Genomic DNA, 25011 nt, shown 5'->3' with positions numbered 1-25011 from the left:
GTCGGAAAGGTGGCACCTGACCCCGGAAACCCGGATAATGCACAAAAGCCGGACGGGCCTCCCCGTTCGGCTTTTTCCGTGTCTGGGCCTTCCATCGCCGGCTGCTCCCCGTTTGGAGCCGCCCTCCAGGTGCTGGCCAGCCCCGCCACGGTTTACCCGTCCGCGGCCCCGATGGCCGCAACATATGAGGAGCCCGTCATGGGTCAGTCTGTCGTAGTGCTTGGTGCCCAGTGGGGCGATGAAGGCAAGGGCAAGATCGTCGATCTGCTCACTGAGGAAATCGGCGCCGTCGTGCGCTTCCAGGGCGGCCACAATGCCGGCCACACTCTGGTCATCAACGGCAAGAAGACCGTCCTGCACCTGATCCCGTCGGGCATCCTGCGTGACGACGCGCTGTGCCTGATCGGCAACGGCGTGGTGATCTCGCCGGCCGCGTTGCAGAAGGAAATCGCCGAGCTGGAATCCTCCGGCGTGGAAGTGCGTTCGCGCCTGAAGATCTCCCCGGCCGCGCCGCTGATCATGCCGTACCACATCGCCCTGGACCAGGCGCGCGAGCGCGCTGCCGGTGGCAAGGCGATCGGTACCACCGGCCGTGGCATCGGCCCGGCCTACGAAGACAAGGTGGCGCGTCGCGGCATCCGCATCGCCGACCTGCACTACCCGAAGCAGCTGGAAGAACTCCTGCGCACTGCGCTGGATTACCACAACTTCGTGCTGACCAAGTATCTGAACACCGATGCGGTCGACTTCCAGAAGACCTTCGACGAAGCGCTGGCCTTCGGCGAGTACGTGCAGCCGATGAAGTCCGACGTGGCCGGGATCCTGCACGACCTGCGCAAGCAGGGTAAGCGCGTGCTGTTCGAAGGCGCGCAGGGTGCGCTGCTGGACATCGACCACGGCACCTACCCGTACGTCACCAGCTCCAACACCACCGTCGGTGGTGCGCTGGCCGGTTCTGGCGTCGGCGCCGATTCGATCGACTACGTGCTGGGTATCGCCAAGGCCTACGCCACCCGCGTCGGCGGCGGCCCGTTCCCGACCGAACTGGACGACGAAGTCGGCCAGGGCATCCGTGACCGCGGTGCCGAGTACGGTGCCTCGACCGGTCGCCCGCGTCGCTGCGGCTGGATGGACATCGTCGCGCTGAAGCGCGCCGTGGCCATCAACGGCATCAGCGGCCTGTGCATCACCAAGCTGGACGTGCTCGATGGCATGGAAAAGCTGAAGGTCTGCATCGCCTACGAATACAACGGCAAGCGCACCGAGTACGCCCCGCTGGACGCACAGGGCTGGGAAGACTGCACCCCGGTGTACCTGGAGTTCCCGGGCTGGAGCGAGAACACCCACGGCATCACCCACTGGGACGACCTGCCGCCGGCCGCACGTGCCTACCTGCGTTCGCTGGAAGAGCTGGCGGGTTGCCCGATCAGCATCGTCTCGACCGGCCCGGACCGCGACCACACCATGGTCCTGCAGGATCCGTTCGCCTGAGTGCGTGACCGGTAGCGCTGGGCCATGCCTGGCGTCGCAGAAGGAAGAAGCCCCGCGAACGCGGGGCTTTTTCGTTACTGTGTCGCCAGTCCAGTGCCGGCAAGGAAGCGAAGCGATGACCAGGATGTCAGCGTGAAAGGCGAGACCGTGGTGCGGGTCACCCTGTGGGTGTTGTGGAGCCTGTGGGGCATCGCCTGCGTGGTTCTGGCGCTCGGCGCCATCGCCAACCATCTGGCCTCGCGCACCCAGACTCTGCCGCTGCTGCTCAGCCCCGGCGCGACGGCCGAGGTGACGGTCTACCGCTTCATTGATGACCAACTGCGGCTGCGACTGCGGTATGCCGCAGACGGTACTGAGGCTGACCCTGAAGTGCTGCTGCGCATCGACACTCCCACCGATCATGGGGACTTCCGCGCAGGAGAGCGTTCGGGAGTGGCCGGGCAGGGTATCAACCGCAGGCTGGCATCGGTTGAGTCCAGCGGGCTCATGGCGTCCTACTTTGGATATGGCCGCGGTGATGCATTGCCACGCGGACGCTCATGGCTGCGGGTAACCGTACTGGAGGTGGACCCGGCGCTGGCGGGCAGGGCGGCCGTGATCGAACTGCAGCCCCCGCTGGACCTGCTGAAGCTGACCGACCTGGATTACGTCTGGCTGTGGCCGTTCTTTTTCTGGAAGGTGGCGGCACTGTTCCTGCTGATTCCCGGGGGCGCGTTGGCGGTGTTCACGTTCACCTTGCGGCGCTGGCAGCGCCGGGCGTCGAAGCAGCCGATTTCAGCAGCGGATACGGATTGATCGATTCCCCCTTCCACCACTGCTTCTCCGGCCCCAGTACGTGTACTTCGAAATGCAGGTGCGGGGCCTCCGCGCTGGCATTGCCAGTGCTGCCCACATAGCCAATCACATCCCCGCGTTTGATCACCTGCTTTTCGCTCAGGCCATCGGCATAGCGCTGCAGATGCGCGTAGTAGTAGCACCAGCGTCCGCTGGGCTCGAACTGGTAGATGGTCAGCCCACCGCGCTTGCTGTCGAACAGCTTCTCCACCGTGCCGTCGGCCACCGCCAGCACCGGCGTACCGGCATCGGCCATGATGTCGATCGCATCGTGCACGCGGCCCTCGCTGCGTGCATCAGTGAAGGTGTCGCGCAGTTGAGAGGGCAGTACCCCCTGCACCGGCAGCAGCAGGGTGCCCGAGGCTGCGTCGATGCCAGTCGGTGCCGTCGCGCGCGGCGCGGCAGCTTGCATCGACGGCGTTGTGGCCACGCTGGGCTGCGCTGCAGGAGTGGACGCGGCCACGAATTCGCCAGCATCGCGGCGCAGCCACCAGCCCAGTCCCATACCCAGCAGCACGCCCAGCACGATCAGCTGCGAAAAACGCATCGGCTCACTCCTGCATCACCACGGGGACGGAGGTATCCACCGCATCGGCCACGCGCAGCGCATCCCAGTTGGTCATGCGTACGCAGCCATGCGATTCGGTCTTGCCTACATGGCCCGGTACCGGCGTTCCGTGGAGGCCATAGTGGGGCTTGGACAGGTCGATCCAGACCCGGCCGACCGGATTGTTCGGGCCTGGCGGCAGCGTGGCTTTCTTCTCGCCTTTGCGCGCATCCCAGAACAGCTTGGGGTTGTAGTGGAACGGCGGGTCGCGATAGACGCCGAGAATCTTCCATTCACCGATCGGCAGCGGATCATGCTGGCTGCCGGAAGAGACCGGCACCTGCGCGATCACCTTGCCCTGCACATCCAGCAGCTGCAGGGTGGAATCGGACTTGTCGACCACGATCTTCGCCGCCTTCGGCAATGCAGCCGGTGCGATGTTGGGCACCTGGATGCGGCTGCCGGCCTTGGCCAGATCGACGCCGGGGTTGAGCGCCTTCAGCAATGCCGGCGACGCATGGAAACGCTCTCCCAGTGATTCCTCGACGCTGCTGTAGCCCAGTGCCTTCAGCTTTGCCTGCGCGGCGGGCGTCTTCGGAACGGCGATGAACGGCCCGGCCACGTCCTCGGCGGTCAACGTGTAACTGGCAAGCGGCGTGGTCGCATCGGCCTGCAGTGCTTTCCAGGTGGCATTGTCCAGCTCTCCGCTCACTGTCAGGCCGTGGGCCGCCTGGAAGCCTGCCACGGCCCGGCGCTGATTGCTGCCGACTTCACCGTCGATCTCGCCCGGGGAGAAATTGGCGCGATCCAGAAGCACCTGGGCGTGCAGTGGCGAGCGCGCCGCGGTATCGGGTCCGGCCTTCTCGGCAATGGGCTCCGGCAGCTGGTCCGGCGGCGGCACCTGCGCGAAGGCGGGGGACATCAGCAATGACAGGGCGAGCAGGGCGGGGCGGTGTACGGGCATGGAGATCTCCGGCAGATGGCAGCTCCACCCTGCCCGGAGAGGCTGCGCAGCCCCCGTGAAAGCAACCTGATGCCGGCATGAGCAGTGCGGTCCCGGCGGGCGGTTGGACCTTGCCGCAGAAGCGCGGCGCGTGGCCTCACCAAGGTGAACGGCTGCCGACGCGCGTGCGTGTTGCCGATCAAGATTGCCGGTGGCACGGCCGATAGGGGCGCATCCCCCCGTTTTGGATGTACCGATGAACTACTTGAGGAATGTCAGGGTTGCCTGGCGTCTTGGGCTGGGCTTTGGCCTGCTGTTGTTGCTGGTTGCCGCCGTGGTGGCCACCGGCGCCACCGCCAGTGTCGTGCAGAAGCGCGCGATGCAGCAGGTGGTCGACGTCAGCGTGACCAAGGTGCGTCTGTTGTCGCAGATGCTCGATGCCAACAACCAGATGATGGTGGTGCGCCGCGAGATGCTGATCCGCCAGGGCGAAGACCGTGGCCACGACGAGCAGCGCATCGCCGATCTGGTCAAGCGTTATGAGGCCAGCTGGACCGCCTATCAGGCACTGCCGGGTGATGCGGAGGGCAAGGCCATCGCGGAAACCATCGCGGCCAAGCGCGCCATCGCGCGCCCGCTCAACAAGCAGACCAGCGAACTGATGGAGCAGGGCGACTACCCGGGCGCCGTGGCGCTGACCCTGGGCCCGGTGCAGGACGCGGCCAATGGCTGGAACAAGGCGCTGTCCGACGGCGTGGACTTCGAAGAGAAGGAAAGCCGCGATGCAGCCGCCGAGGCGATCAGGCTGGGCGAGCGCAGCCTGCTGCAGCTGCTGGTGCTGGGCGGCGTCGCACTGCTGGTCGGCATCGGCGCCTCGGTGATGATCGGCCGCAGCCTGACCGGCCCGCTGGCCCGCGCGGTGAACCTGGCCGAACGGCTGTCCAAGGGCCAGCTGGACCAGGAGTTCCGTCTGGGTGGCCGTGATGAGCTGACCCAGCTGGGCGAGGCGATGGCCAGCGTGCGGCAGAGCGTGCAGGCGGCGATCGGCGCGCAGCTGCAGATGGCCGAACAGCATGAGGCGGGCGCGATCCGCTATCGCATGGACGCCAGTGCGTTCCCTGGCGATTTCGGCCGCATGGTGCAGGCGACCAACAGCCTGGTCGAATCGCACGTGCAGGTGGAACTGCTGATGGCTGAAGTGATGCAGCGATACGCCATCGGTGACCTCAGCCGCGACCTGCCGGACTACCCGGGCGAGAAGGGCACGCTGACCCGCACCCTGGCCGCGGTGAAGCAGAGCCTGATGGCGATCAACGCGCAGATCGATGAACTGGCCCGCGCCGCGCGTGCCGGTGATTTCAGCATGCGTGGCGATGCCACTGCGTTCCAGTTCCAGTTCAAGGCGATGGTCGAGCACCTCAACGGCATGATGGCCAGTTCGCAGTCCAGCATTGCCGATGTCTCCGACGTGCTGCGCGCGATCTCGCACGGCGACCTGACCGCACGCATGGATGGCGAGTACGACGGTGTGTTCGCCCGCATGCGCGACGACGCCAACACCACCACTGCGCAGCTGACTGGCATCGTGCGGGGCATCCAGGTGGCTGCCGACAGCATCAACAACGCGGCGCAGGAACTGGCCGCCGGCAACAACGACCTGTCGCGCCGCACCGAGCAGCAGGCCGCCAATCTGGAAGAAGCGGCCGCATCGATGGAGGAACTGACTTCCACCGTACGCCAGAACGCCGAGCTGGCACGTCAGGCCGACAGCGAAGCGCATGCCGCCGGTGCCGCGGTGCGCGAGACCGAGCAGGCGATGGCACAGATGGCATCGGTCATGGGCGAGATCGATCAGTCGTCGGCCCGTATCTCGGAGATCTCCACGGTGATCGACGGCATCGCGTTCCAGACCAACATCCTGGCGTTGAATGCTGCAGTGGAAGCTGCGCGCGCAGGCGAGCAGGGCCGTGGTTTTGCCGTGGTCGCCAGCGAAGTGCGCACGCTCGCGCAGCGTGCCGGTGTCGCCGCCAAGGAGATCAAGGAGCTGATCGAAGACGCCGCTGCCAAGGTGAAGAGTGGCCTGGCGGTGACCGTTGAATCGGAGGCCGCGATCGCGCGCGTGGCCCAGGCCAGCTCGCGCACCACCCAGCTGATGAGCGACATCGCAGCGGCCAGCAAGGAACAGGCCGCCGGCATCGAGCAGGTCAACCAGGTGGTGGTGCAGATGGATCAGGTGACCCAGCAGAACGCCGCGCTGGTGGAAGAAGCCACTGCGGCGAGCCGCGCGCTGGAAGAACAGGCGCATGCGCTGACCACGTCGGTGGCGGTATTCAAGGTGGAAGGCGCGGCGGTCTCTGCTGTGCCCCGTCGCGCAGCCTGAGCGGGCAGTGCAGCGACAGGAATACGGCCGCCTTGAGCGGCCGTATTTCGCTGGAAGGAGCCCGTCTACTGCTGAAGGCCGTGCTGACGCAGCCGAAGTTGCCGCATGGATGAGGACGCTCCCCCCCCCTGACCGACGCTTCAGGCGCGCGCACGCGTACGCGTAGCTTTCTTCGCCGCCGCCTTGCGCACGGTCTTCTTCGCGGCCCGCGTCTTGGCTGCCTTCTTTGCGGCGGCGCTCCGCGAGGCGGCCGTACCCGTCTTCCTGGCCGCAGCCTTCTTCGCCGTCTTCTTTGTGGCCTTCTTTGTCGCGGTCTTGCGAGCCGGTGCCTTCTTCGCCACCGCCTTCTTCGCAGGTGCCTTCTTCGCTGCCGTCGCCTTGGTCGTGGCCTTCTTTGTGGCCGACTTCCTGGCAGGCGCCTTCTTGGCAGCCTTCTTGCTGGTCGCCTTCTTCGCGCCCTTGCGGGCACTGCCGCTACGTTTGCCGCCGCCGTCCTGCTTGTTCACGGTGGCCCAGGCAATGCGCTCGGCGGTGCCTTCACTCGCGCCGCGATCACGTTCGCTTTCCTCGATGTGCTCGGCCTGGCGCTTCTGTTTTTCGGTATATGCGGATTTGTCACCACGGGGCATGACGGATCTCCTGTCGTAGTAGTCAGGCCAGCAGGCGCAGCTTCGGTTCACGCGCCCATTGGCGGGTGGCGGCCGCCGCCAGGAAGGCCTTGGCGTCTTCCGCTTCGACGATGCCGGCATCGTTGCCGACCCGCGCCGCCTTCAGCAGCGTCTGGCCGCCTGCGTCGCTGGCGATGGCCTTCAGGTGCGCCCACGCCTGGCTGACGAATTCGACGGCTGCACTCTCTTTCGACAAGGCCTTCGCGGCTTCCGGGCTGAGCACCACGGCCACCGCATCGAACACAGCCGATGGCGTGCCCGCCAGTTGCCCATCCGCCGCCTGCATCGCCCCATCGCTCAGCGTGGCGCCGCCTACTTTGGGCGCGACCAGCTTCACGTCTGCACCCGCCTTCCGGGCCGCTTTGCTCAGGCTGGCCATCACGCGCGCGTCGGAGCCCTCATCAAACAGAATGCCGATGCAGCGACCCTGCAGGGTAGGCTTGTTGCGTCCGATCACACGCACCTCGGGAGCGGGAGGCATGTCCCGCGCCGGGGTGGCGGTGGGTGCCGGGTCGGGCAGGGCGGGCAAGGCCAGACCATCGGCCACGCGCCGCGCCAGTGAGTCATCGATGTTGCGCAGGTGGCTGACGGTACGTACCCGCACCTTCAGCGTTTCCACCTTGGACAACTCGAACACCAGCGCCGATGCCAGGTGCGCCTGCTCCGGCGTTTCAAGGCTGCGGAAGAACATGCGGGCCTGGCTGTAGTGGTCGGCGAAACTCTCCGCGCGGGTACGGTCCTTGCAGCCATCGTCGGCGCTGGCGTGGCTGCGGAAACCCGCAGGCGTCTCACGCGGTGAGTCCTCCTGCAGCGAACTGGGATCGTAGGCCACCCGGCCCTTGGGCACGTGCATCTGCATGTGGCCATCGCGCTGATGATTGGCGAATGGGCACTTCGGGGCATTCACCGGGATCTGGTGGAAATTCGGGCCGCCAAGACGCAGCAGTTGGGTGTCCAGGTAGGAGAACAGGCGGCCCTGCAGCAGTGGGTCGTTGCTGAAGTCGATGCCCGGCGGCACGTTGGCCGGGCAGAACGCCACCTGTTCGGTCTCGGCGAAGAAGTTGTCGGGCCAGCGGTCCAGCACCATGCGCCCGATCACCTGCAACGGCACCAGCGATTCGGGAATGATCTTGGTCGGGTCCAGGTGATCGAACGGGAATGCGTCGGCTTCTTCTTCGGTGAACAACTGCACCGCCAGCTCCCATTCGGGAAAGTCGCCGCGCTGGATGGCCTCGAACAGGTCGCGGCGATGGAAGTCATTGTCGGCTGACTGCAGCTTCAGCGCTTCGTCCCAGACCGTTGACTGGATGCCCAGCTTTGGCCGCCAATGGAATTTGACGAAGGTCGACTCGCCTGCCTCGTTCAGCAGGCGGAAACTGTGCACGCCGAAGCCTTCGATCATGCGCAGCGAGCGCGGAATGGCACGGTCGCTCATTGCCCACATGATCATGTGCATCGACTCGGGCATCAGCGAAATGAAGTCCCAGAAGGTGTCGTGGGCCGAGGCGGCCTGCGGGAAGGCACGGTCCGGTTCCATCTTCACTGCGTGCACCAGGTCCGGGAATTTCATGGCGTCCTGGATGAAGAACACCGGAATGTTGTTGCCGACCAGGTCCCAGTTGCCCTCCCTGGTATAGAACTTGACCGCGAAGCCGCGCACGTCGCGCGGGGTATCCACCGAGCCTGCGCCACCGGCCACGGTCGAGAAACGGGTGAATACGGGTGTCTTCACCCCTACCTCGGTCAGGATGCGCGCGCGGGTATGGGCGGCCAGTGACCGGGTCAGCTCGAAGTAGCCGTGTGCTGCGCTGCCACGTGCGTGCACGATGCGCTCGGGAATGCGTTCGTGATCGAAGTGGGTGATCTTCTCGCGCAGGATGAAGTCCTCCAGCAGCGTGGGCCCTCGGGGCCCCTGCCGCAGTGAGTTCTGGTTGTCCGCCACCGGGATGCCCTGATCGGTGGTCATCACCGGATGGGTGCCCCCGGCCTGCTGGTGCAGTTCATCGCCGTCGCCCCGGCGGTGGTTTTCGGCAGGGGCGGTTGCGCGCTTGCCGGTCGGCTTGCTGGCGGCCATTGACGTTGGCTCCGGATCATCAGAAGGAACCACGACACTGGAACCAGCCCCGTTAAACCGAGGTCCGGCAGAGGTGAACGTACAGGCAAAAGCAGGCTCGGGTATGCTTGCTGCATGCGAGTCGAGCCCGCCGACATCGAAGCCCTGTTCGACGCCATCCCGGATGTGCTGTTTTTCATCAAGGACCTTCAGGGGCGTTACACCCACGTCAACCAGACCATGCTGCGGCGGCTGGGCCTGCGCGCGCGCAAGGACGTGATCGGGCGTACCGCGGCCGAGATCTACCCGACCGGGCTCAGTGCGGACTACGTCGATCAGGATGCCCGAGTGCTGTCCGGCGAGGTGATCGAGAACCTGATGGAGCTGCACCTGTTCGCCAACCGCGAACCGGGCTGGTGCCTGACCTGCAAGCGCCCGCTGGTGGTCGATGGGGCCATCGAGGGCCTGATCGGCATTTCCCGCGACCTCGGCCAGAAGGACAGCCTCGGTACCCAGTACGAGCAGCTACGGCTGGCCCTGGCCCACCTCAATGCGCACTACGCCGAGAACGTGCGCATGCAGACCCTGCTGGACATCACCGGCTTTTCGCTGTCCAAGCTGGAGCGCAGTTTCCGCAAGGTGTTCCAGATGACCCCTCAGCAGGTGCTGACCCGGCTGCGCATCCAGATGGCCATGCACCTGCTGCACGGCGACGACAGCATCGCCTGCATCGGCCAGGCCTGCGGTTTCAGCGACCAGAGCGCCTTTACCCGCAAGTTCAAGGCTGAAACCGGTTTCTCGCCGCGCGCCTACCGCGCCCGCATCGGCGGCAGTGTCGGCGAGCCAGCGCTGGCCTGAGCCGCCTGCTGCGCTGTGCCTATCCCCGCAGGCATGGGACAGGGTAAGGTGTCGCCCCTGTAGCCCGCCGCCAGCCCCGCCGATGCCCAACTCGATTCCGACCGCTTCGCCGTCCCGCCTCGGGCATTCGCTCAAGCCCCGCCAGCTGATCATGATGGGCCTGGGCAGCGCCATCGGCGCCGGCCTGTTCCTCGGTTCGGGCGTGGGCGTGCAGGCGGCCGGTCCGGCAGTGCTGGTGTCGTATCTGGTCGCAGGCGCGCTGGTGATCATCGTGATGAACGCACTGGGCGAGATGGCGGCGGCCAAACCGACCAGCGGCGCGTTTTCGGTGTATGCGGCCGACGCCATGGGCGCCACCGCCGGTGCCACGGTCGGCTGGTTGTGGTGGGTGCAGCTGGTGATCGTGATCGCCGCCGAGGCGGTGGGCGCGGCCGGGTTGCTGGCCACGGTCTGGCCTGCGGTGCCGGTACCGATGGCAGCGCTGGCCTTCATGCTGTTCTTCACCGCGATCAACCTGCTCGGGGTGAAGAACTTCGGCGAGTTTGAGTTCTGGTTCGCCATCCTCAAGGTCGCGGCGATCCTGGCGTTCATCGCCATCGGCGTGGCGCTGCTGATGGGCTGGCTGCCGCAGGTGACCTCGCCGGGCTTGAGCAACTTCACCGAACATGGCGGCTTCGCACCCAAGGGTCTGGCCGGTATCGGTGCCGCGCTGCTGGTAGTGGTGTTTGCCTTCGGTGGTACCGAGATCGTGGCCGTTGCGGCGGCGGAGACCGAAGATCCGGAGCGCAGCATCGCCCGTGCCATCCGCACCGTGGCGTGGCGCATCCTGGTGTTCTACATCGGCTCGCTGAGCGTGATCATCGCTGTGGTGCCGTGGACCAGCGAGGCGCTGAAGTCGCCGTTCGCCGCCGTGCTGGATATCGCCCGTATTCCGGGTGCCGGCACTGCCATCACCCTGATCGCGGTGATCGCGCTGCTGTCGGCGCTCAATGCCAACCTCTACGGCGCCTCGCGCATGATGTACTCGCTGGCGCAGCGTCGTGAAGCCCCTGCCGTGCTGGGCTGGACCGACCCGCGCCAGGTGCCGGTGATCGCCGTGCTGGCCAGCGTGCTGTTCGGTTTCGCCGCCACGGTGATGGAGCTGCTGTTCCCGGACCGGGTGCTGCCGGTGCTGCTGAACATCGTCGGTTCCACCTGCCTGCTGGTGTGGACGCTGTCGCTGGTTTCGCAGCTGGTGCTTCGCCGCCGCGCCGATCGCCTGGGCACTCGCCTGCCGTTCCGCATGGCCGGTTTCCCGTGGCTGACCTGCTGCGCACTGGCGATCCTGGCGCTGATCTTTGGCCTGCTGCTGAGCGAGTCGCACACCCGCCTGCAGTTCCTGTCGATGGTGGCGCTGACCGCCACGATCGCCGCCGGCAGCGCCATCGCGCGGCGCATGCGCGAGGCGTGATTCTGTAGAGCCGACCCTGCGGTCGGCCGCTGTTCGCGCGGCCGCCAGCCGAGCATGGGCTCGGCTCTACAGCAAGCATACATCCGCCGTGCCATCCTGATCGCGTGGGCCGCCAGCGGCCCGTCGACCGGGAGTACCGCATGCTGCGCAGCCGTCCTTTCCTGATGTTCACCGGCCAGGCCGAGGCCGCCCTGGCCCTGTACGCCGAAGCCTTCGCCGATTTCCGCCTGCTGGCCCTGCAGCGCCACCCCGAGGGCGCCGGTGCCGGTGTGCCCGGGCAGGTCCGCCAGGCCATCTTCCTGCTGGGCGGCACCCACTACCTGTGCTTTGACAGCCTGGACGTGCACGACTTCACCTTCAGCCCGTCGATCTCGCTGTTCGTCGAGTGTTCCGGTGCCGAGCAGTTCGAGCGCGCCGCGCGTGTGCTGGGCGAGGGCGGCCACTGGTTGATGCCGGTGGGCGACTATGACTTCAGCAACCGCTACGGCTGGGTGCAGGATCGCTTCGGCGTGTCGTGGCAGTTGAGCCTGGGGCAGATGCCGGACCCGTGATCGGATGTTTGTGGGTGTGGACTTTGGTCCACACACCCTCATGAAAACGGCCCGCTTGCGCGGGCCGTTCTCTTTACCGATGCAGCGAGGAATCAAGCCTCGACTTCATCATCCTTGTAGGCATCGACCGGAATGCAGGCGCACATCACGTTCTTGTCGCCGTACACGTTGTCCACGCGCGCCACCGGCGGCCAGTACTTGCTCTGCTTCAGGCTGGCCAGCGGGAACGCAGCCAGTTCACGGGGGTAGGCGTGGGTCCACTCGCTGGCGGTCACCGCGGTGGCGGTGTGCGGCGCGTTCTTCAGCGGGTTGTCCTCGCGGTCCAGGCGGCCGTCTTCGATCGCGGTGATCTCCTCGCGGATCTGGATCATCGCGTCGATGAAGCGATCCAGCTCGTGCAGCGATTCGCTCTCGGTCGGCTCGACCATCAGCGTGCCGGCCACCGGGAAGCTCAGGGTCGGGGCATGGAAGCCGAAGTCGATCAGGCGCTTGGCCACGTCCTCGGCGCCGATGCCGCTGGTCTTCTCCAGCGGGCGCACGTCCAGGATGCACTCATGCGCCACCAGGCCGTTGCGGCCGGTGTACAGGGTCTTGAAGTGCGGTGCCAGGCGCTTGGCGATGTAGTTGGCGTTGAGCTGCGCGACCTGGGTGGCCTTGCGCAGGCCTTCGCGGCCCATCATCGCGATGTACATCCAGCTGATCGGCAGGATCGAGGCGCTGCCGAAGCTGGCCGCGCTGACCATGCCGACCGGGCCGTTGTCACCCAGCTTGCCCGGCAGGAACGGCGCCAGGTGCTCCTTGACCGCGCACGGGCCAACTCCCGGGCCGCCACCGCCGTGCGGGATGCAGAAGGTCTTGTGCAGGTTCAGGTGCGAAACGTCCGAACCCCACTTGCCCGGCTTGGCCACGCCGACCAGGGCGTTCATGTTGGCACCGTCGGTGTACACCTGGCCGCCGTGCTTGTGGATGATCTCGCAGATCTCCACCACCTCTTCCTCGAACACGCCGTGCGTGGACGGGTAGGTCATCATGATCGCGGCCAGGCGGTCGCTGTACTTCTCGGCGTTGAGGCGGATGTCCTCGACATCGACGTTGCCGTTGGCATCGGTCTTGGTCACCACCACCTTCATGCCGCACATCTGTGCCGAAGCCGGGTTGGTGCCGTGTGCCGAATCCGGGATCAGGCAGATGTCACGGTGATCTTCGCCGCGCGAACGGTGGTAGGCGCGGATCACCAGCAGGCCGGCGTACTCGCCCTGCGCGCCGGAGTTCGGCTGCAGGCTGACCGCGTCGTAGCCGGTGCATTCGACCAGCATCGCTTCCAGCGTGTCGATCAGTTCCTTGTAGCCCAGCGCCTGGTCGGCCGGCACCAGCGGGTGGATCTGCGAGAACTCCGGCCAGGTCACCGGGATCATCTCGGCGGTGGCGTTGAGCTTCATGGTGCACGAGCCCAGCGGGATCATCGTGCGGTCCATCGCCAGGTCCTTGTCGGCCAGCGAACGCAGGTAGCGCAGCAGTTCGTGCTCGCTGTGGTGGGTGTTGAACACCGGATGGGTCAGGAACGCGGACTGGCGCAGCAGGCCGGCCGGCAGCGCGTCGGCGGTGCTGGCATCCAGCGCGTCGACGTCCAGCGAAGCACCGAACACCGCAGCCACGGCGACGATGTCGGCGCGGGTGGTGGTCTCGTCCAGGCTGATGCCGACCGAGTCGCTGTCGATCGCGCGCAGGTTGTAGCCGGCGGCGCGGGCCTTGGCATGGATCTCATCGGCGTGCACGCCGGTGACATGCAGGGTGTCGAAGAAGTCGCCACCAACCTGCACGCCGGCATTGCGCAGCGCTGCGGCCAAGATCGAGGCCAGGCGATGGGTGCGGCGGGCAATGCGGGTCAGGCCTTCCGGGCCGTGGTAAACGGCGTACATCGAGGCCATCACCGCCAGCAGCACCTGCGCGGTACAGATGTTGGAAGTCGCCTTCTCGCGGCGGATGTGCTGCTCGCGGGTCTGCAGGGTCAGGCGGTAGGCCGGGTTGCCCTGGGCATCGACCGAAACACCGATCAGGCGGCCCGGCATCGAGCGCTTGTAGGCGTCACGGCAGGCCATGAAGGCGGCGTGCGGGCCACCGAAGCCGAACGGCACGCCGAAACGCTGGCTGTTGCCGACCACGATGTCCGCGCCCCATTCGCCCGGGGCGGCCAGCAGGGTCAGGGCCAGCAGGTCGGTGGCCACGGCCACCAGGCCGCCGCGTGCGTGCACGGCATCGACCAGCGCCTTGTAGTCGCCCACCTGGCCGAAGGTATCCGGATACTGCAGCAGCAGGCCGAAGGCTTCCGCTTCCAGCGCTTCGGCCGGGGTGCCGACGCGCAGCACGATGCCCATGGGCTCGGCGCGGGTACGCAGCAGTTCCAGCGTCTGCGGATGCACGGCGTCGTGCACGAAGAAGGTGTCCGACTTGGACTTGGCCGAACGCTTGGCCAGGGTCATCGCTTCAGCAGCAGCGGTGGCTTCGTCCAGCAGCGAGGCGTTGGCGATTTCCATGCCGGTCAGGTCGGCGCACAGGGTCTGGAAGTTGATCAGCGCTTCCATGCGGCCCTGCGAGATTTCCGCCTGGTACGGAGTGTAGGCGGTGTACCAGGCCGGGTTTTCCAGGATGTTGCGCAGGATCACGTTCGGCGTGTGGGTGCCGTAGTAGCCCTGGCCGATGAAGCTGCGCAGCACGGTGTTCTTGTCGGCGATCGCACGGATCTTCGCCAGTGCCTGTACTTCGGTCATCGACTCCGGCAGCGCCAGCGGTGCCGGCGACTTGATCTTGGCCGGTACGATGGCATCGGTCATGCCATCCAGCGACGCGTGGCCGACGACATCGAGCATCTGCGCGATCTCGGCGTCGTTGGGGCCGATGTGGCGCTCGACGAACGCGTTGTGGTGCTCGAGCTCACGCAGGGAAGGGGTGTTCTGGGACATGGCGAAGGATCCGTCAGGAAAGGGCACACGCACGGGCACAAGCCGCCGGTCGGCGGTCTGCGGGGCGCCCCTCTGTCCTTTTGCCTGAGAGTTTAAAAGCGCGGAAAACCGCAGCTTCGTGCCCCTTCGGCGCCGGATCGAACCGGTCTCTCCAGAGTTGTGTTACGGGTGGTATCGGGCCTGAGCGATTACGGGCGTTGCGCCTTCGGCAGCGGTGTTCCGCTTCTCCCACCGTGTTGCCCGCCGATTATAGCCCGTTGCGGGCCCGGCCAGCGGCCGCCGGTCGGTGCCGCCGCGCCTGAATGGCCGATGGCCCGGCCGTGCGTTTTGTGCAGTGCTGCATGGCATCAGGCGCAATCCCCACCTATGATGGGCGGATACCCGAATTCATCTGGCGCCGTCCCCGTTGTTGCGGGACCGGCGCCCGCCGTGCGTGCCCCGCATGGCCCTGCCGGACGCTTCCTCCATGACCGCCGCTGTTGCCCCTTCCACCCGCCGCATGGCCCTGCTGCTTGCCGGCCTGGCCATGTTCGGCCCGTTCTCGATCGACACCATCTTCCCGGCGTTCCCGCAGCTGGCCCAGCGCCTGGCGGTGGACGAGGTGGCGGTGCAGCAGACCATCAGCGTGTACCTGCTGTTCTATGGCCTGATGAGCCTGGCGCACGGCCCGCTGTCCGATGCCTGGGGCCGCAAGCGGGTGATCCTGGGCGGCCTGGTGGTGTTCGTCGGCGCCTCGGTCGGCTGCGCGCTGTCCACCGACCTGTCCACGCTGCTGGCGTTCCGCGCGCTGCAGGGCCTGTCGGCGGGTGTCGGCATGATCGTCGGCCGCGCGGTGATCCGCGACCTGTACCACGGCCACGATGCCCAGCGGCTGATGAGCCAGGTGTCGATGCTGTTCGGCATCGCTCCGGCCATCGCACCGATCATCGGTGGCTGGATCCTGCTCAGTGGCGCCGGCTGGCCGCTGATCTTCTGGTTCCTGGTGGTGTTCGGGCTGGTGCTGTTGGCGGCCACCGCGCGCTTCCTGCCGGAAACCCATGCGGTCGAGGCACGGGTGCCGCTGTCGCCGCGCGTGCTGCTGCGTGACTACGTGCGCATCGGCTTCAACCCGCGCTTCCTGCGCCTGGCGCTGGCCGGCAGCATCGGTTTCGGCGGCATCTTCCTGTACATCTCCTCGGCACCGGTGTTCGTGATGCAGCACCTGCACCTGGGCGAGGGCGGTTTCGCCTGGTTGTTCATCCCCACCATCGGTGGCATGACCACCGGCTCGTTCCTGTCCGGGCGCATGGCCGGGCACACCACGCCCACACGCCAGGTCGCCATCGGTTTCAGCCTGTGCGCGCTGTCGGCGCTGCTGAATGTCGGCTACGTGGCGCTGTCGCCGCAGTTCGTGCTGCCGTGGGCGGTGCTGCCGATCTTCCTGGGCGGCATGGGCATGGCCCTGATCTTCCCGATCCTGGCCTTGGCGGTGCTGGACATGTACCCGCACCAGCGCGGCCTGGCCTCGTCGCTGCAGGCCTTCGTGCAGCTGATGATCAGCACCGTGGTGGCCGGCGTGGTGTCGCCGCTGCTCAGTGCCAGCCCGCTGCACCTGGCGCTGGGCCAGGCCGCGTTCTTCGGCGCCGGATTCGTTTTCTGGTACTGGGAACACCAGCGTGAACGCGCGGCGCAGGCAGCCTGCACGGGCCATTGAGCAGCGCGCAGGGGTAGGGCAGGCCGCGATGCCCGTAACGCTTGCGGCGAGGAACGACCGGACTAGGCTAGGGACTCCAGCCAGCCGGTGCGTGGATGCACGACAGCCAGCCGATCCGATGTCGTTGCATGAGGTTCCCCCATGGCTGCGCAGCAGACCTATCGCCTGTTCGAGGTGGCGCTGAAGGAGCGCCGCGTTCTCTCCCCTTCCCTGGACCGCATGGTGTTCACTGGTGCCGACGTGGCGCGGATGAAGACCGAAGGCCCGGACCAGCGCATCAAGGTGTTCTTCCCCTTGTCCGGCCAGGACGTGCCGCAGGTGCCCAGCGGCGAAGACTGGTATCCGCGCTACCGGGCGCTGCCGGACGACCAGCGCGCGCCCATGCGCACCTACACCATCCGCCACCTGCGCGCCGAGCAGGGCGAGGTCGACGTTGATTTCGTGCTTCATGGCGAGACCGGGCCGGCCTCGCGCTGGGCCATCCACGCGCGACCGGGCGACCGCGTAGTGCTGCTGGCCCCCGATGCCGACTGTGCCGACAGCAGCGAAGGCTGGGAATGGAAACCGCCGGCGGGAGTCGGCCAGGTGCTGCTGGTGGCGGATGAAACCGCGCTGCCGGCGGTGGCCGGAATTCTTGAGGAACTGGCGGCCATGGTCGACCCACCGCGCACGCTGGCGCTGCTGGAGGTGGCGCAGGCCGGTGATGCGGTGCACCTGAAGGCGCCCTCCAGCGCCGAGCTGGTCTGGCTGCCGCGCGGGCAGGCCGCCTACGGACAGCCGTTGCTGCAGGCGGTCCAGGCGCGGTTGGCAGCGACCTCGAGCGTGGCTGCCGGCGATGCGCTGGAGGAGATCGACGTCGATACGCAGATCCTCTGGGAGCAAGCTGATACCCGCGTGGCCGGTCCGCTGTATGCCTGGGTGGCGGGTGAGGCGGGGGCGGTGATGGCGATCCGCCGCCACCTGGTGCGCGATTGCGGGCTGGACCGCCGCGCGATCACCTTCATGGGCTACTGGCGGCATGGCAAGGTGCTGGACTGACCTGACTGGATCGAGCACGCGTGAAGCAGCGCTGCGGGCGGGGTGCGCTATCCTTGCGCCCCCCTTCGCAGCGGTACCGCACCATGTCCACCAGTTCCAAGACCCGCCGCGACCAGCGCCGTCGCCAGGAAAAGCAGGCCGCCAACAAGGCCGCCGCGCAGGCGTCGCCGGTGGAACCGCATGCCGAACTGCGCGATGCTCAGCGCACCCTGCTGGCCGGTGTCGTGCGCCGCGACGGCGAATGGGTGCTGGGCATGGGCGGCCGCATCGCGGGCCACAGCGAGAGCGCTGCGCAGGTGCTGGCGCTGATCATGCAGGCCGGTGAGCTGCACGAGCGCAATGGCACGCCGGTGCGCCTGATGTACTCCGATGCACTGCGCGATGCCGCACAGGCCGAAGCGCAGGAGAAAGGCCAGACCTTCGAGGAATTCAAGGCCGAGCTGGCCGCGGCGATGGCGGCGAAGAAGAACAGCTGATCGCGCCCAATCTGTAGAGCCGAGCCGTGCTCGGCTTGCCGTGCGCAGCACGGTGGAAACGCAGCCGAGCATGGCTCGGCTCTACAACACGGAGAAGGGGCGGATCCTCGCGGACCCGCCCCTTTTCTCATTTTGCTGCCGGGGCCGCGTTGGCCTGCCAGCCGCACATCTGGCCTTCGTTCTGCTGCTTCAGCCACTCGTTGACCGGGGTGAAGTACTCGATCATCGGGCCGGCATCGAGCTTGTCGGTACCGGTCAGTTCCTTCAGCGTGGCCTGCCACGGCTGGCTGGCACCCTTGCTCAGCATCGCCCAGTACTTCTGGCCGGCTTCCTTGTTGCCGTAGAAGGTGCACTCATGCAGCGGGCCCTTGTAGCCGGACGCGTCGCACAGGCCCTTGTAGAACTGGAACTGCAGGATGCGCGCCAGGAAGTAGCGGGTGTACGGGGTGTTGCCCGGCACGTGGTACTTCGCGCCCGGATCGAAGAACTCTTCGCCACGGGTGGCGGCCGGCGCCACGCCCTGGTACTTGGCTTTCAGGTCCCACCACGCCTTGTTGTAGTTGTCGGCGGTGATCGAGCCATCGAACACGCCCCAGCGCCAACGGTCGATCATCAGCCCGAACGGCAGGAACGACACGCCCGACAGCGCCATGCGCATCTGGTTGTTGATGACCGCCTCGCGGCTTTCGGTCGGCGCATCGACCAAGCCGATCGAGCTGAGGTACTTGGGCGTCATCGCCAGCACGATGGTGTCGCCGATTGCTTCATGGAAGCCATCGTTGGCACCGCCCTGGAACAGCGGCGGCAGCGGGTTGTAGGCCAGGTCGTAATAGATGTGGCCCAGCTCGTGGTAGATGGTGGTGAAGTTCTCTTCGTTCGGCTTGATGCACATCTTGGTGCGCACGTCGCCTTCCATGTTCATGTCCCAGGCGCTGGCGTGGCAGACCACGTCGCGGTCGTCAGGCTTGATGAACTGGGTCTTTTCCCAATAGGACTGCGGCAGCGACGGCATGCCAAGCGACACGTAGAAGTCCTGCGCGCGCTCGGTCATCTGCTTGGCGGTACGCAGTTCGGCCTCACGCTGCGCCTTGTACTGGGCGGCCACGTTGGCGTCCTTGCCGGCCTTGGCCAGCGCCGCGCTCAGGTTGGTCTGGTACTGCTTTTCCAGCGCCGCGGTGATGTCCAGGCTGCCAGCGCCGGGGTAGGGTTCCAGCTGGTCCCACAGGTTCGACCAGTCCTGCTGCCACATGTTGCCGAGCAGGTGCGCGGCGATCAGGCCGTTGCCCACTTCGGCCTTGTCCTTGCCGTAGGTCTTGTCCAGCTTGCCGCGTGCGTAGCAGTGCAGCTGCTCGTACATCGGCTTGACCTGTTCCCACAGGCGATCGGTTTCCGGGCCGATCTGCTCCGGCGGCATGTCGTAGCCGCTGCGCCACATCTGGCCGGCATCGGTGAAGCCCATGCCCTTGGCACCTTCGTTCACCAGGCCGACGAACTTCTGGTAGTCGCCGCGCATGCTCTTGGTGGTGCTGTGCCAGCCCTGCCAGGCGTCGAGCTGCTTGTCGTAATCGCGGCTGCGTGCCAGCACCTGTTCCAGCTCGCCCAGCTGGCGGCAGGAGTTGGGATCGTTGGCGTCGGTGCAGTACTTGCCGGCACCGTAGCTGCCTTCCATGCGGGTGGCGATCTGGGTCAGCTCGGCCAGCTTGGCCGGATCGCGTGGCGCCGGCATCGAGGACATCAGTTTCAGCAGGTGGATCGCGCGCTTGCTGTCCTCGCTCATCGGCTTGCCATCGAACTTGGCGGCCTGCTCGATCCAGCTGTTGAGCTGGGTCAGCGAGCGCTCGTTGGCCTTGGCCGCGATGCGTTCCGAATCACTGTTGATGTAGGTGGAGGACAGCCACTGTGCCGAGGTCATCTCCGGGTAGGCGGCCTTGAATTCGGCATTGATGCGGGCCACGAACTGGTCGGCGGTTTCGCCGGCCGGGGCGCTGCTGCTGGCGGTATCGGTGCCTGGGGCAGCTTCCTTCTTGCAGGCGGCCAGGGCCAGCGTGGCGACGGCGACTGCCGAGGCCAGCAGGAGATGACGGTGTTTCACGGGCGGTCCTTGGGTGGTGAACGACGGCCGAAGGCTAGTGGGCCGTCGCTGCCACCGCAAGTGGCGGAAGTCGGCCGGGCGGCGCCCGGCACCCGCAGAGGCCTTCGAGCAACGGCAAAGCCGAAGCAACAGCAACAGCGGACTATCCGTGGCTTGGCGGGGCGGTGTCGGAATGCGGGGACGCCGCAAGTACGTCCGTGTAGGCTTGGCAGCCGCTTGCTCGTGTGCGCTTTCCTGCGCACACGGCAAGACCGGGGTTGGGCGTCCTGCCCAACCCGCCCGAGGCATGCCTCGGGCCCATGCGGCTGACACCCCGGACTCCGACACCGCCCCACCTCCGACAGATTCCGTGTGCTGTCGGTAGGTGTCGACCTTGGTCGACACATCTGTCAGATATCGACAATCAAAATGGGGTCGGATCCGTTTTCCTACGGAAAACGGATCCGACCCCATCGGCATGTCCAACAGAGCGCGGAAAACTGTCGAAGGCGGGGTGGGTCCGGTGGCGGGAGTGTCCGCGGCATGGATGCCGCGGCCAAGCCCCCATGGACGGGTTTACGGCGTCTCCCGCCACCGGACCCACCCCGCCTACCCTCAGGAAACCCGCTTCTGCTGTTGCTTCAGCCGTTGCGGTTGACGTTGCCTCTGCAGGTGCAGGGCTGCAAGCCCTGCCAAACCACCCTCAACCTTCGCAGTTGGCGAACACGTCGCGATCGCGCTCGTACAGCGCCGTCTTCACCTGCATCAGGCCCAGCACCGACGGGAACAGGTTGTCGTGGTCGGTATAGGCCGCCGAACGCCTGCGCACGCATTGCAGGTCCAGCCCGCGGCTGCTGGCGAAGCCCGGCGAGAACCACATCGTCATCGGCACCCGGGTCTGCTCGGCCGGGGCGATGGCGTAAGGCACGCCGTGCAGGAACAGGCCCTTCTCGCCCAGTGACTCGCCGTGGTCGGACAGGTAGATCATCGCCGTGTCGTAGTCCTGCATGCCCTGCAGCGTACCGATGGTCTTGCTCAGGAAGTGATCGGTGTACAGCACGGCGTTGTCGTAGCTGTTGGTGATCTCTTCGCGCGAGCAGCGGCCGATGTCACGGGTATCGCAGGTTGGCTTGAAGCGGGCGAAGGCGGCCGGATAGCGCTCGAAATAGGCCGGGCCATGGTTGCCCAGCTGGTGCAGCACCACCACGCGGTCGCCGGGCTTGGCACGCACCTGGGTGGCCAGGTCCTGCAGCAGGATCTCGTCCATGCAGCGGCCGTCGGCGCACAGGCCCGGGGTGGTCGCATCGGACAGCGACTGGAACTCCAGGCCTTCGCATACGCCCTTGCAACCGGACTGGTTGTCACGCCACAGCGGTGCGATGCCGGCACGGTCCAGCACATGCAGCAGCGACTGGTGTGCACGGATCTTCTTCTCGTCGTAGTCGTGGCGTCCCCACGGCGAGAACAGGCATGGCAGCGACACTTCGGTGCTGGTGCCGCAGGAGTGCATGTCGGGGAAGTTGATCACCGGTGCCTGGGCCAGTTCCGGGGTGGTGTTGCGGCCACCGTTGAGGCCCCAGTTCTGCGCGCGCACGGTCTCGCCCATCACGATCACCAGCAGGCGTGGCTTGCTGGCCGCAGCGCGCGGCGTGGCCTTGGCGTCGGTGCCGATCGGCAGCTTCGGCGCGCGTTGCACCGGGTTGTCGCCACGCAGTGCACGCGGCAGGCCCAGCAGCACGTTGGCCGGGGTGGCGAGGTAACGCACTTCACGCTGGTTGCGCATCAGTGCGGAGACATCCTGGAACGAGATCAGCGCACCGCCAACGGCGGTCACCGCTGCCACGACCAGGAAGCCGAGGCGCCACAGCAGGCTGCGGCCCCAGCTGCGGCGGCGCAGCTGCACGCGCCACAGCACGACCATCGGCAGGATGGCCAGCAACAGCACCGGCCACAGCAGCGACACGGTCATCAGCTCGCGGCTTTCCTTGGGGTCGGTCGCCAGCACGTTGCGCAGCATGTCCGCATCCAGGTAGATGTGGTAGCGGCTCATGTAGTGCGCAGCAAACGCTGTCACCAGCAGCAACAGGCTGATCACCACCTTGGCATTCCAGCGCCAGACCAGGATGCCCAGCAGCACGCCGTGTGCACCCAGCAGCAACAGCAGCAGCGAAAGCCCGTAGCGCAGGCTGCCCGGATGGCTGGCCATCGCGCTGTGCCAGAACAGGCCGTTGCCGGCCACCGCAAAGAACAGGCTGGTCAGCGCGATCAGTGCTTCGGTGGAAAGCTGCGGCCGCCAGTTGCGAAGACCCGCAAGCGCGGGGAGGCGGGCGGGGCGTTGGACCGATGCACTCATGCGTTTGCCTCCTGGCGGTTGGGACGGTCCAGCTGACGGCGTGTCAGGACGCGTTTGACGATCAGATACAGGCCCAGCGAAAGCAGCCAACATATCAACGCAGTGGCAACGTCATGCGAAAGGAAATGGGCGCCCCGCAGCTGCTGGCTGATGCCGAATACCTGGCCGGTGCCGAGGCCGATCCACAGCCCGGCCCAGCGCCATGAAGGGCGCCACAGCAAGGCAAAAAAGTACAGGGACAACCATGCATACCCCGCGCTGGCGTGGCCCGCCGGGAAGCAGGCCTGCGCGGCCATGCCTGCGGGGCGCGCCGTGAAAAGCCCGATGAAAGGCTGGTGGCCGCCGTAGCGCAGCAGGTCCCAGGGGCATTCCATCGGCACCAGCGACTTCAGCAGGGAGATCACACCCGTGCCCAGAGCCATGGCAATTACGACATAAAGCAGCGCCCACCGCAGGGTGCGATCGCGACCCTTCCGCCAGTGGTGGAAGCACAGCAGGATCGCAACCAGCGCCGCTGCCGTGCTCAGCCATTTGCCGCCCTTGTGCACCAGCGTGCGGGTGACCCAGGCGTCCTGCAACGCCCAATGGCCGCCCTCAAGACGGAACAGGTGGTCGGCCACCCATTGATCGCCGCCGAATCCCATCAGCAGCGTAAACACGGGCAGACCGATTGCGACAGGCAGCCAGAGGTGAGTTACGGCAAATCGTGACGCCAGTGGCGATGTCGCAAGCGGCGCTACCGAATCAAGGGGACGGACGGGCATGCTGGGAACGAGCGGTTCGGGAATCCGCGGTCATGCTCGTCACCTTGATGTCGGAGAAGGGTCGGACGCTCGTTCGTGCTGGGTTAATGGTTGCCCGGCGGGTGTCAACGTTCAGTCTTCTTCGGCGGTCGATCCTGTCCGCTCGGCATGGCAGTCCGGGTTCCATGCGGTACCGGGAAGCAGTTGCCAACGATTCCTGTTGGCAACACCGATATCGATCACCTTGGCCGGGTCAACGCAGGGGCTCATCGCGTCGTCCAGCACCAGCAGCCAGCGCTTTTCAGGCGCCTCGGCCAGCCACGGGCCGGCGTCATGCCATTGCTCGGCCCATGGGCGCTTGAAGCCGAACTCGCGTACCGGGCGGTCGGCCTGCAGCAGGTTCTGCTCGCGCCAGGCCACCAGCGCCAGTTCCGCATCCGGACCGATCCGCGCGCCGACCCGGCGCATCAGCGCCGATGCCGAGGCGAAGGGGTCCAGTGCAGGCATCAGCACCAGGCCGTAGAGCATCCACAGCATGCCGTGGGTCAGCAGCACCAGCGTCGCGGCACGACGTACCCGCAGCCACACGATCAGCGTGGCCAGGGCAATGGCGAAGGTCAGCAGGCCATCGCCCAGCACCGGCAGCAGCGTATCTGGCATGGCGCGGCGTTCCAGTTGCGCCAACGCCCACGGGTGCTCGGTCATCAGCATCACGCCGAGCACGCCGGTGGCCAGCATCAGCACCACGCTGTAGCCGAACAGGTAGCGGCGCACGCACAGGCGGCGCAACAGGCCGGGCAGCAGCGGTGCCACGGCCAGTGCCATTGCCGGCAGCATCGGCAACAGATACACCTCGCGCTTGCCCGGGCTGGCACTGAAGAACACCAGTACCAGCACCGCCCAGCCCAGCAGCAGCCATTGGCGACGGTCGCCACGGCGGATACGGCGCCACCAGGGCTTGAACAGCATCGGCAGCAGCAGGCTGCCCGGCAGCCATAGGGTCAGGATCACCTGCAGGTAGTACCAGGCCGGCTGCCGGTGGTGCCAGGCATTGGCATAACGGGTACCGGTCTGCTTGAACAGCAGCTCATGCGCGTAGGCCTGCAGTTCGGCGCTGGGCGTGTGCAGCAGGGCCCAGCCCAGCGGCGCCAGCCACACGCCCACGCCCAGCAGGAACGCCGGGATCAGCCACAGAAGCGTTGCCGGGTGCGGACCCTCCACGCGGTACCCGCGACGGCGCTGGTACAGCCACCAGCCGAACCAGGGCAGCACCATCAGCAACGGCAGGAAACCCACGCCCTTGGTCACCGTGCCGACGCCTGCGGCGAAACCGGCCAGCCACAGCGCGGGCAGGTTGCGACGTTCGCACAGGTGCCGCATCAAGCCCCACACGGCCACGGTGGTCATTCCCACCAGCACCATGTCGATCTGCGCACGCTTGGCCATCAGCCCGAACTGCAGGGTGCAGAACAGCGCCGCGAGGGCATAGATGGAATGCCGCGGTGACCACAGCCGCCGTGCCAGATCCGACACCAGCCACAGGCTCAGCAGGGCGCCCAGCAATGACGGCAGCAGGAACGACCACTGCCAGCTGCCGACCACCTCGTAAGCGGCCGCCTGCAGCCACATGAACACCGGTGGTTTCTCGGCATACAGCTCGCTGCCACGATGCGGCAGCAGCCATTGCCCGCTCTCGACCATGGTCCTCGCGGCCAGCACGAAGCGCGGCTCGTCCGGCGGCTGCGGCTGCCGAAGGCCGATGCCCGCTGCCAATGCAGCAATGATCAGCAGCCACAACAGGGGCAGGCGCCAACGGCGGGGCAGGGCTACGGGCACGGCAGGCTCCGGGAGCAAAACGGCCATTCTGAGGTGGCGGGGGTGGGAAAAGCGTCAGAAGGGGGC

18 protein-coding genes and 1 riboswitch are annotated in these 25011 nt (G+C 66.7%); of the genes, 9 read left to right on the top strand and 9 right to left on the bottom strand.

Annotated elements, in window-relative coordinates:
- Positions 1-198: 198 nt before the first annotated feature.
- Complete coding sequence (locus M1L61_RS16640) at positions 199-1491, top strand: adenylosuccinate synthase (RefSeq protein WP_010482787.1); 1293 nt, start codon at positions 199-201, stop codon at positions 1489-1491.
- Positions 1492-1623: 132 nt separating this feature from the next.
- Positions 1624-2286: a hypothetical protein gene (locus M1L61_RS16635; RefSeq protein ID WP_019338667.1), complete on the top strand. Its 663-nt coding sequence runs from the start codon at positions 1624-1626 to the stop codon at positions 2284-2286.
- On the opposite strand, the gene M1L61_RS16630 is transcribed toward M1L61_RS16635, so the two are convergent.
- Both M1L61_RS16630 and M1L61_RS16625 read right to left on the bottom strand, forming a co-directional pair.
- Complete coding sequence (locus M1L61_RS16630; RefSeq protein WP_248853797.1) at positions 2222-2872, bottom strand: M23 family metallopeptidase; 651 nt, start codon at positions 2870-2872, stop codon at positions 2222-2224. The genes M1L61_RS16635 and M1L61_RS16630 overlap by 65 nt on opposite strands.
- A 4-nt stretch (positions 2873-2876) precedes the next feature.
- Positions 2877-3836, bottom strand: coding sequence for a L,D-transpeptidase family protein (locus tag M1L61_RS16625; protein ID WP_191849804.1), 960 nt, complete (start codon positions 3834-3836; stop codon positions 2877-2879).
- 235 nt (positions 3837-4071) lie between these two features.
- Here M1L61_RS16625 and M1L61_RS16620 point away from each other — a divergent pair, with 235 nt between their 5' ends.
- Positions 4072-6195 carry a methyl-accepting chemotaxis protein gene (locus M1L61_RS16620; RefSeq protein WP_241885692.1) on the top strand — a complete coding sequence of 708 codons (2124 nt, stop codon included), beginning with the start codon at positions 4072-4074 and terminating at the stop codon, positions 6193-6195.
- A 140-nt stretch (positions 6196-6335) separates the two neighbouring features.
- Here the strand turns inward: M1L61_RS16620 and M1L61_RS16615 are convergent, their stop codons facing one another.
- On the bottom strand, positions 6336-6824 hold the full coding sequence (locus M1L61_RS16615) for a hypothetical protein (RefSeq protein ID WP_248854788.1): 489 nt from the start codon (positions 6822-6824) through the stop codon (positions 6336-6338).
- A 22-nt stretch (positions 6825-6846) separates the two neighbouring features.
- Positions 6847-8937 (bottom strand): catalase, encoded by a 2091-nt coding sequence (locus M1L61_RS16610; RefSeq protein ID WP_248853796.1) that lies wholly within the window; start codon positions 8935-8937, stop codon positions 6847-6849.
- Positions 8938-9051: 114 nt separating this feature from the next.
- Between M1L61_RS16610 and M1L61_RS16605 the strand changes: the two genes are divergently transcribed.
- The 3 genes from M1L61_RS16605 to M1L61_RS16595 all read left to right on the top strand — a co-directional run bounded on the left by M1L61_RS16605 (position 9052) and on the right by M1L61_RS16595 (position 11775).
- The gene (locus M1L61_RS16605) at positions 9052-9774 is read left to right on the top strand and encodes an AraC family transcriptional regulator (protein WP_043399063.1); all 723 of its coding nucleotides are present in this window, start codon (positions 9052-9054) and stop codon (positions 9772-9774) included.
- An 82-nt stretch (positions 9775-9856) separates the two neighbouring features.
- Positions 9857-11224 (top strand): amino acid permease, encoded by a 1368-nt coding sequence (locus M1L61_RS16600; protein ID WP_005410628.1) that lies wholly within the window; start codon positions 9857-9859, stop codon positions 11222-11224.
- Positions 11225-11364: 140 nt separating this feature from the next.
- Positions 11365-11775, top strand: coding sequence for a VOC family protein (locus M1L61_RS16595; protein ID WP_005418291.1), 411 nt, complete (start codon positions 11365-11367; stop codon positions 11773-11775).
- 92 nt (positions 11776-11867) lie between these two features.
- Here the strand turns inward: M1L61_RS16595 and gcvP are convergent, their stop codons facing one another.
- Positions 11868-14735: an aminomethyl-transferring glycine dehydrogenase gene (gcvP, locus tag M1L61_RS16590; RefSeq protein WP_248853795.1), complete on the bottom strand. Its 2868-nt coding sequence runs from the start codon at positions 14733-14735 to the stop codon at positions 11868-11870.
- Between the two features lie 62 nt (positions 14736-14797).
- Positions 14798-14900, bottom strand: a riboswitch (glycine riboswitch).
- 301 nt (positions 14901-15201) lie between these two features.
- Between gcvP and M1L61_RS16585 the strand changes: the two genes are divergently transcribed.
- The 3 genes from M1L61_RS16585 to M1L61_RS16575 all read left to right on the top strand — a co-directional run bounded on the left by M1L61_RS16585 (position 15202) and on the right by M1L61_RS16575 (position 17942).
- A complete protein-coding gene (locus tag M1L61_RS16585) occupies positions 15202-16428 on the top strand; it encodes a multidrug effflux MFS transporter (protein WP_010482798.1) in 1227 nt (408 codons plus the stop codon).
- 141 nt (positions 16429-16569) lie between these two features.
- Positions 16570-17466, top strand: a complete 897-nt coding sequence (locus M1L61_RS16580) for a siderophore-interacting protein (protein ID WP_248853794.1) — start codon at positions 16570-16572, stop codon at positions 17464-17466.
- A gap of 83 nt (positions 17467-17549) precedes the next feature.
- Positions 17550-17942, top strand: a complete 393-nt coding sequence (locus M1L61_RS16575) for a hypothetical protein (RefSeq protein WP_248853793.1) — start codon at positions 17550-17552, stop codon at positions 17940-17942.
- Between the two features lie 127 nt (positions 17943-18069).
- Here the strand turns inward: M1L61_RS16575 and M1L61_RS16570 are convergent, their stop codons facing one another.
- From M1L61_RS16570 to M1L61_RS16555, 4 genes are all read right to left on the bottom strand, one after another.
- Positions 18070-20034 (bottom strand): M2 family metallopeptidase, encoded by a 1965-nt coding sequence (locus M1L61_RS16570; RefSeq protein ID WP_100446380.1) that lies wholly within the window; start codon positions 20032-20034, stop codon positions 18070-18072.
- Positions 20035-20716: 682 nt separating this feature from the next.
- Positions 20717-22366, bottom strand: a complete 1650-nt coding sequence (locus M1L61_RS16565) for a phosphoethanolamine--lipid A transferase (RefSeq protein ID WP_248853792.1) — start codon at positions 22364-22366, stop codon at positions 20717-20719.
- Positions 22363-23130: a phosphatase PAP2 family protein gene (locus M1L61_RS16560; RefSeq protein ID WP_248853791.1), complete on the bottom strand. Its 768-nt coding sequence runs from the start codon at positions 23128-23130 to the stop codon at positions 22363-22365. Before M1L61_RS16560 ends, M1L61_RS16565 begins: the two co-directional genes overlap by 4 nt.
- Before the next feature lie 111 nt (positions 23131-23241).
- Positions 23242-24945: a glycosyltransferase family 39 protein gene (locus tag M1L61_RS16555; protein WP_197577275.1), complete on the bottom strand. Its 1704-nt coding sequence runs from the start codon at positions 24943-24945 to the stop codon at positions 23242-23244.
- Between the last annotated feature and the right edge of the window lie 66 nt (positions 24946-25011).

Source organism: Stenotrophomonas sp. NY11291, assembly GCF_023277365.1.
GTDB classification, from domain to species: domain Bacteria; phylum Pseudomonadota; class Gammaproteobacteria; order Xanthomonadales; family Xanthomonadaceae; genus Stenotrophomonas; species Stenotrophomonas geniculata.
Note: the sequence above shows the minus strand (reverse complement) of the source record. Positions and strands in the feature narration are given on the sequence as shown.

Coding starts and splice junctions, on each gene's coding strand:
- M1L61_RS16560 (WP_248853791.1), bottom strand. CDS start 23,130: ATGCCCGTCCGTCCCCTTGATTCGGTAGCGCCGCTTGCGACATCGCCA.
- M1L61_RS16565 (WP_248853792.1), bottom strand. CDS start 22,366: ATGAGTGCATCGGTCCAACGCCCCGCCCGCCTCCCCGCGCTTGCGGGT.
- M1L61_RS16625 (WP_191849804.1), bottom strand. CDS start 3,836: ATGCCCGTACACCGCCCCGCCCTGCTCGCCCTGTCATTGCTGATGTCC.
- M1L61_RS16580 (WP_248853794.1), top strand. CDS start 16,570: ATGGCTGCGCAGCAGACCTATCGCCTGTTCGAGGTGGCGCTGAAGGAG.
- M1L61_RS16575 (WP_248853793.1), top strand. CDS start 17,550: ATGTCCACCAGTTCCAAGACCCGCCGCGACCAGCGCCGTCGCCAGGAA.
- M1L61_RS16605 (WP_043399063.1), top strand. CDS start 9,052: ATGCGAGTCGAGCCCGCCGACATCGAAGCCCTGTTCGACGCCATCCCG.
- M1L61_RS16640 (WP_010482787.1), top strand. CDS start 199: ATGGGTCAGTCTGTCGTAGTGCTTGGTGCCCAGTGGGGCGATGAAGGC.
- gcvP (WP_248853795.1), bottom strand. CDS start 14,735: ATGTCCCAGAACACCCCTTCCCTGCGTGAGCTCGAGCACCACAACGCG.
- M1L61_RS16630 (WP_248853797.1), bottom strand. CDS start 2,872: ATGCGTTTTTCGCAGCTGATCGTGCTGGGCGTGCTGCTGGGTATGGGA.
- M1L61_RS16595 (WP_005418291.1), top strand. CDS start 11,365: ATGCTGCGCAGCCGTCCTTTCCTGATGTTCACCGGCCAGGCCGAGGCC.
- M1L61_RS16615 (WP_248854788.1), bottom strand. CDS start 6,824: ATGCCCCGTGGTGACAAATCCGCATATACCGAAAAACAGAAGCGCCAG.
- M1L61_RS16600 (WP_005410628.1), top strand. CDS start 9,857: ATGCCCAACTCGATTCCGACCGCTTCGCCGTCCCGCCTCGGGCATTCG.
- M1L61_RS16610 (WP_248853796.1), bottom strand. CDS start 8,937: ATGGCCGCCAGCAAGCCGACCGGCAAGCGCGCAACCGCCCCTGCCGAA.
- M1L61_RS16585 (WP_010482798.1), top strand. CDS start 15,202: ATGACCGCCGCTGTTGCCCCTTCCACCCGCCGCATGGCCCTGCTGCTT.
- M1L61_RS16620 (WP_241885692.1), top strand. CDS start 4,072: ATGAACTACTTGAGGAATGTCAGGGTTGCCTGGCGTCTTGGGCTGGGC.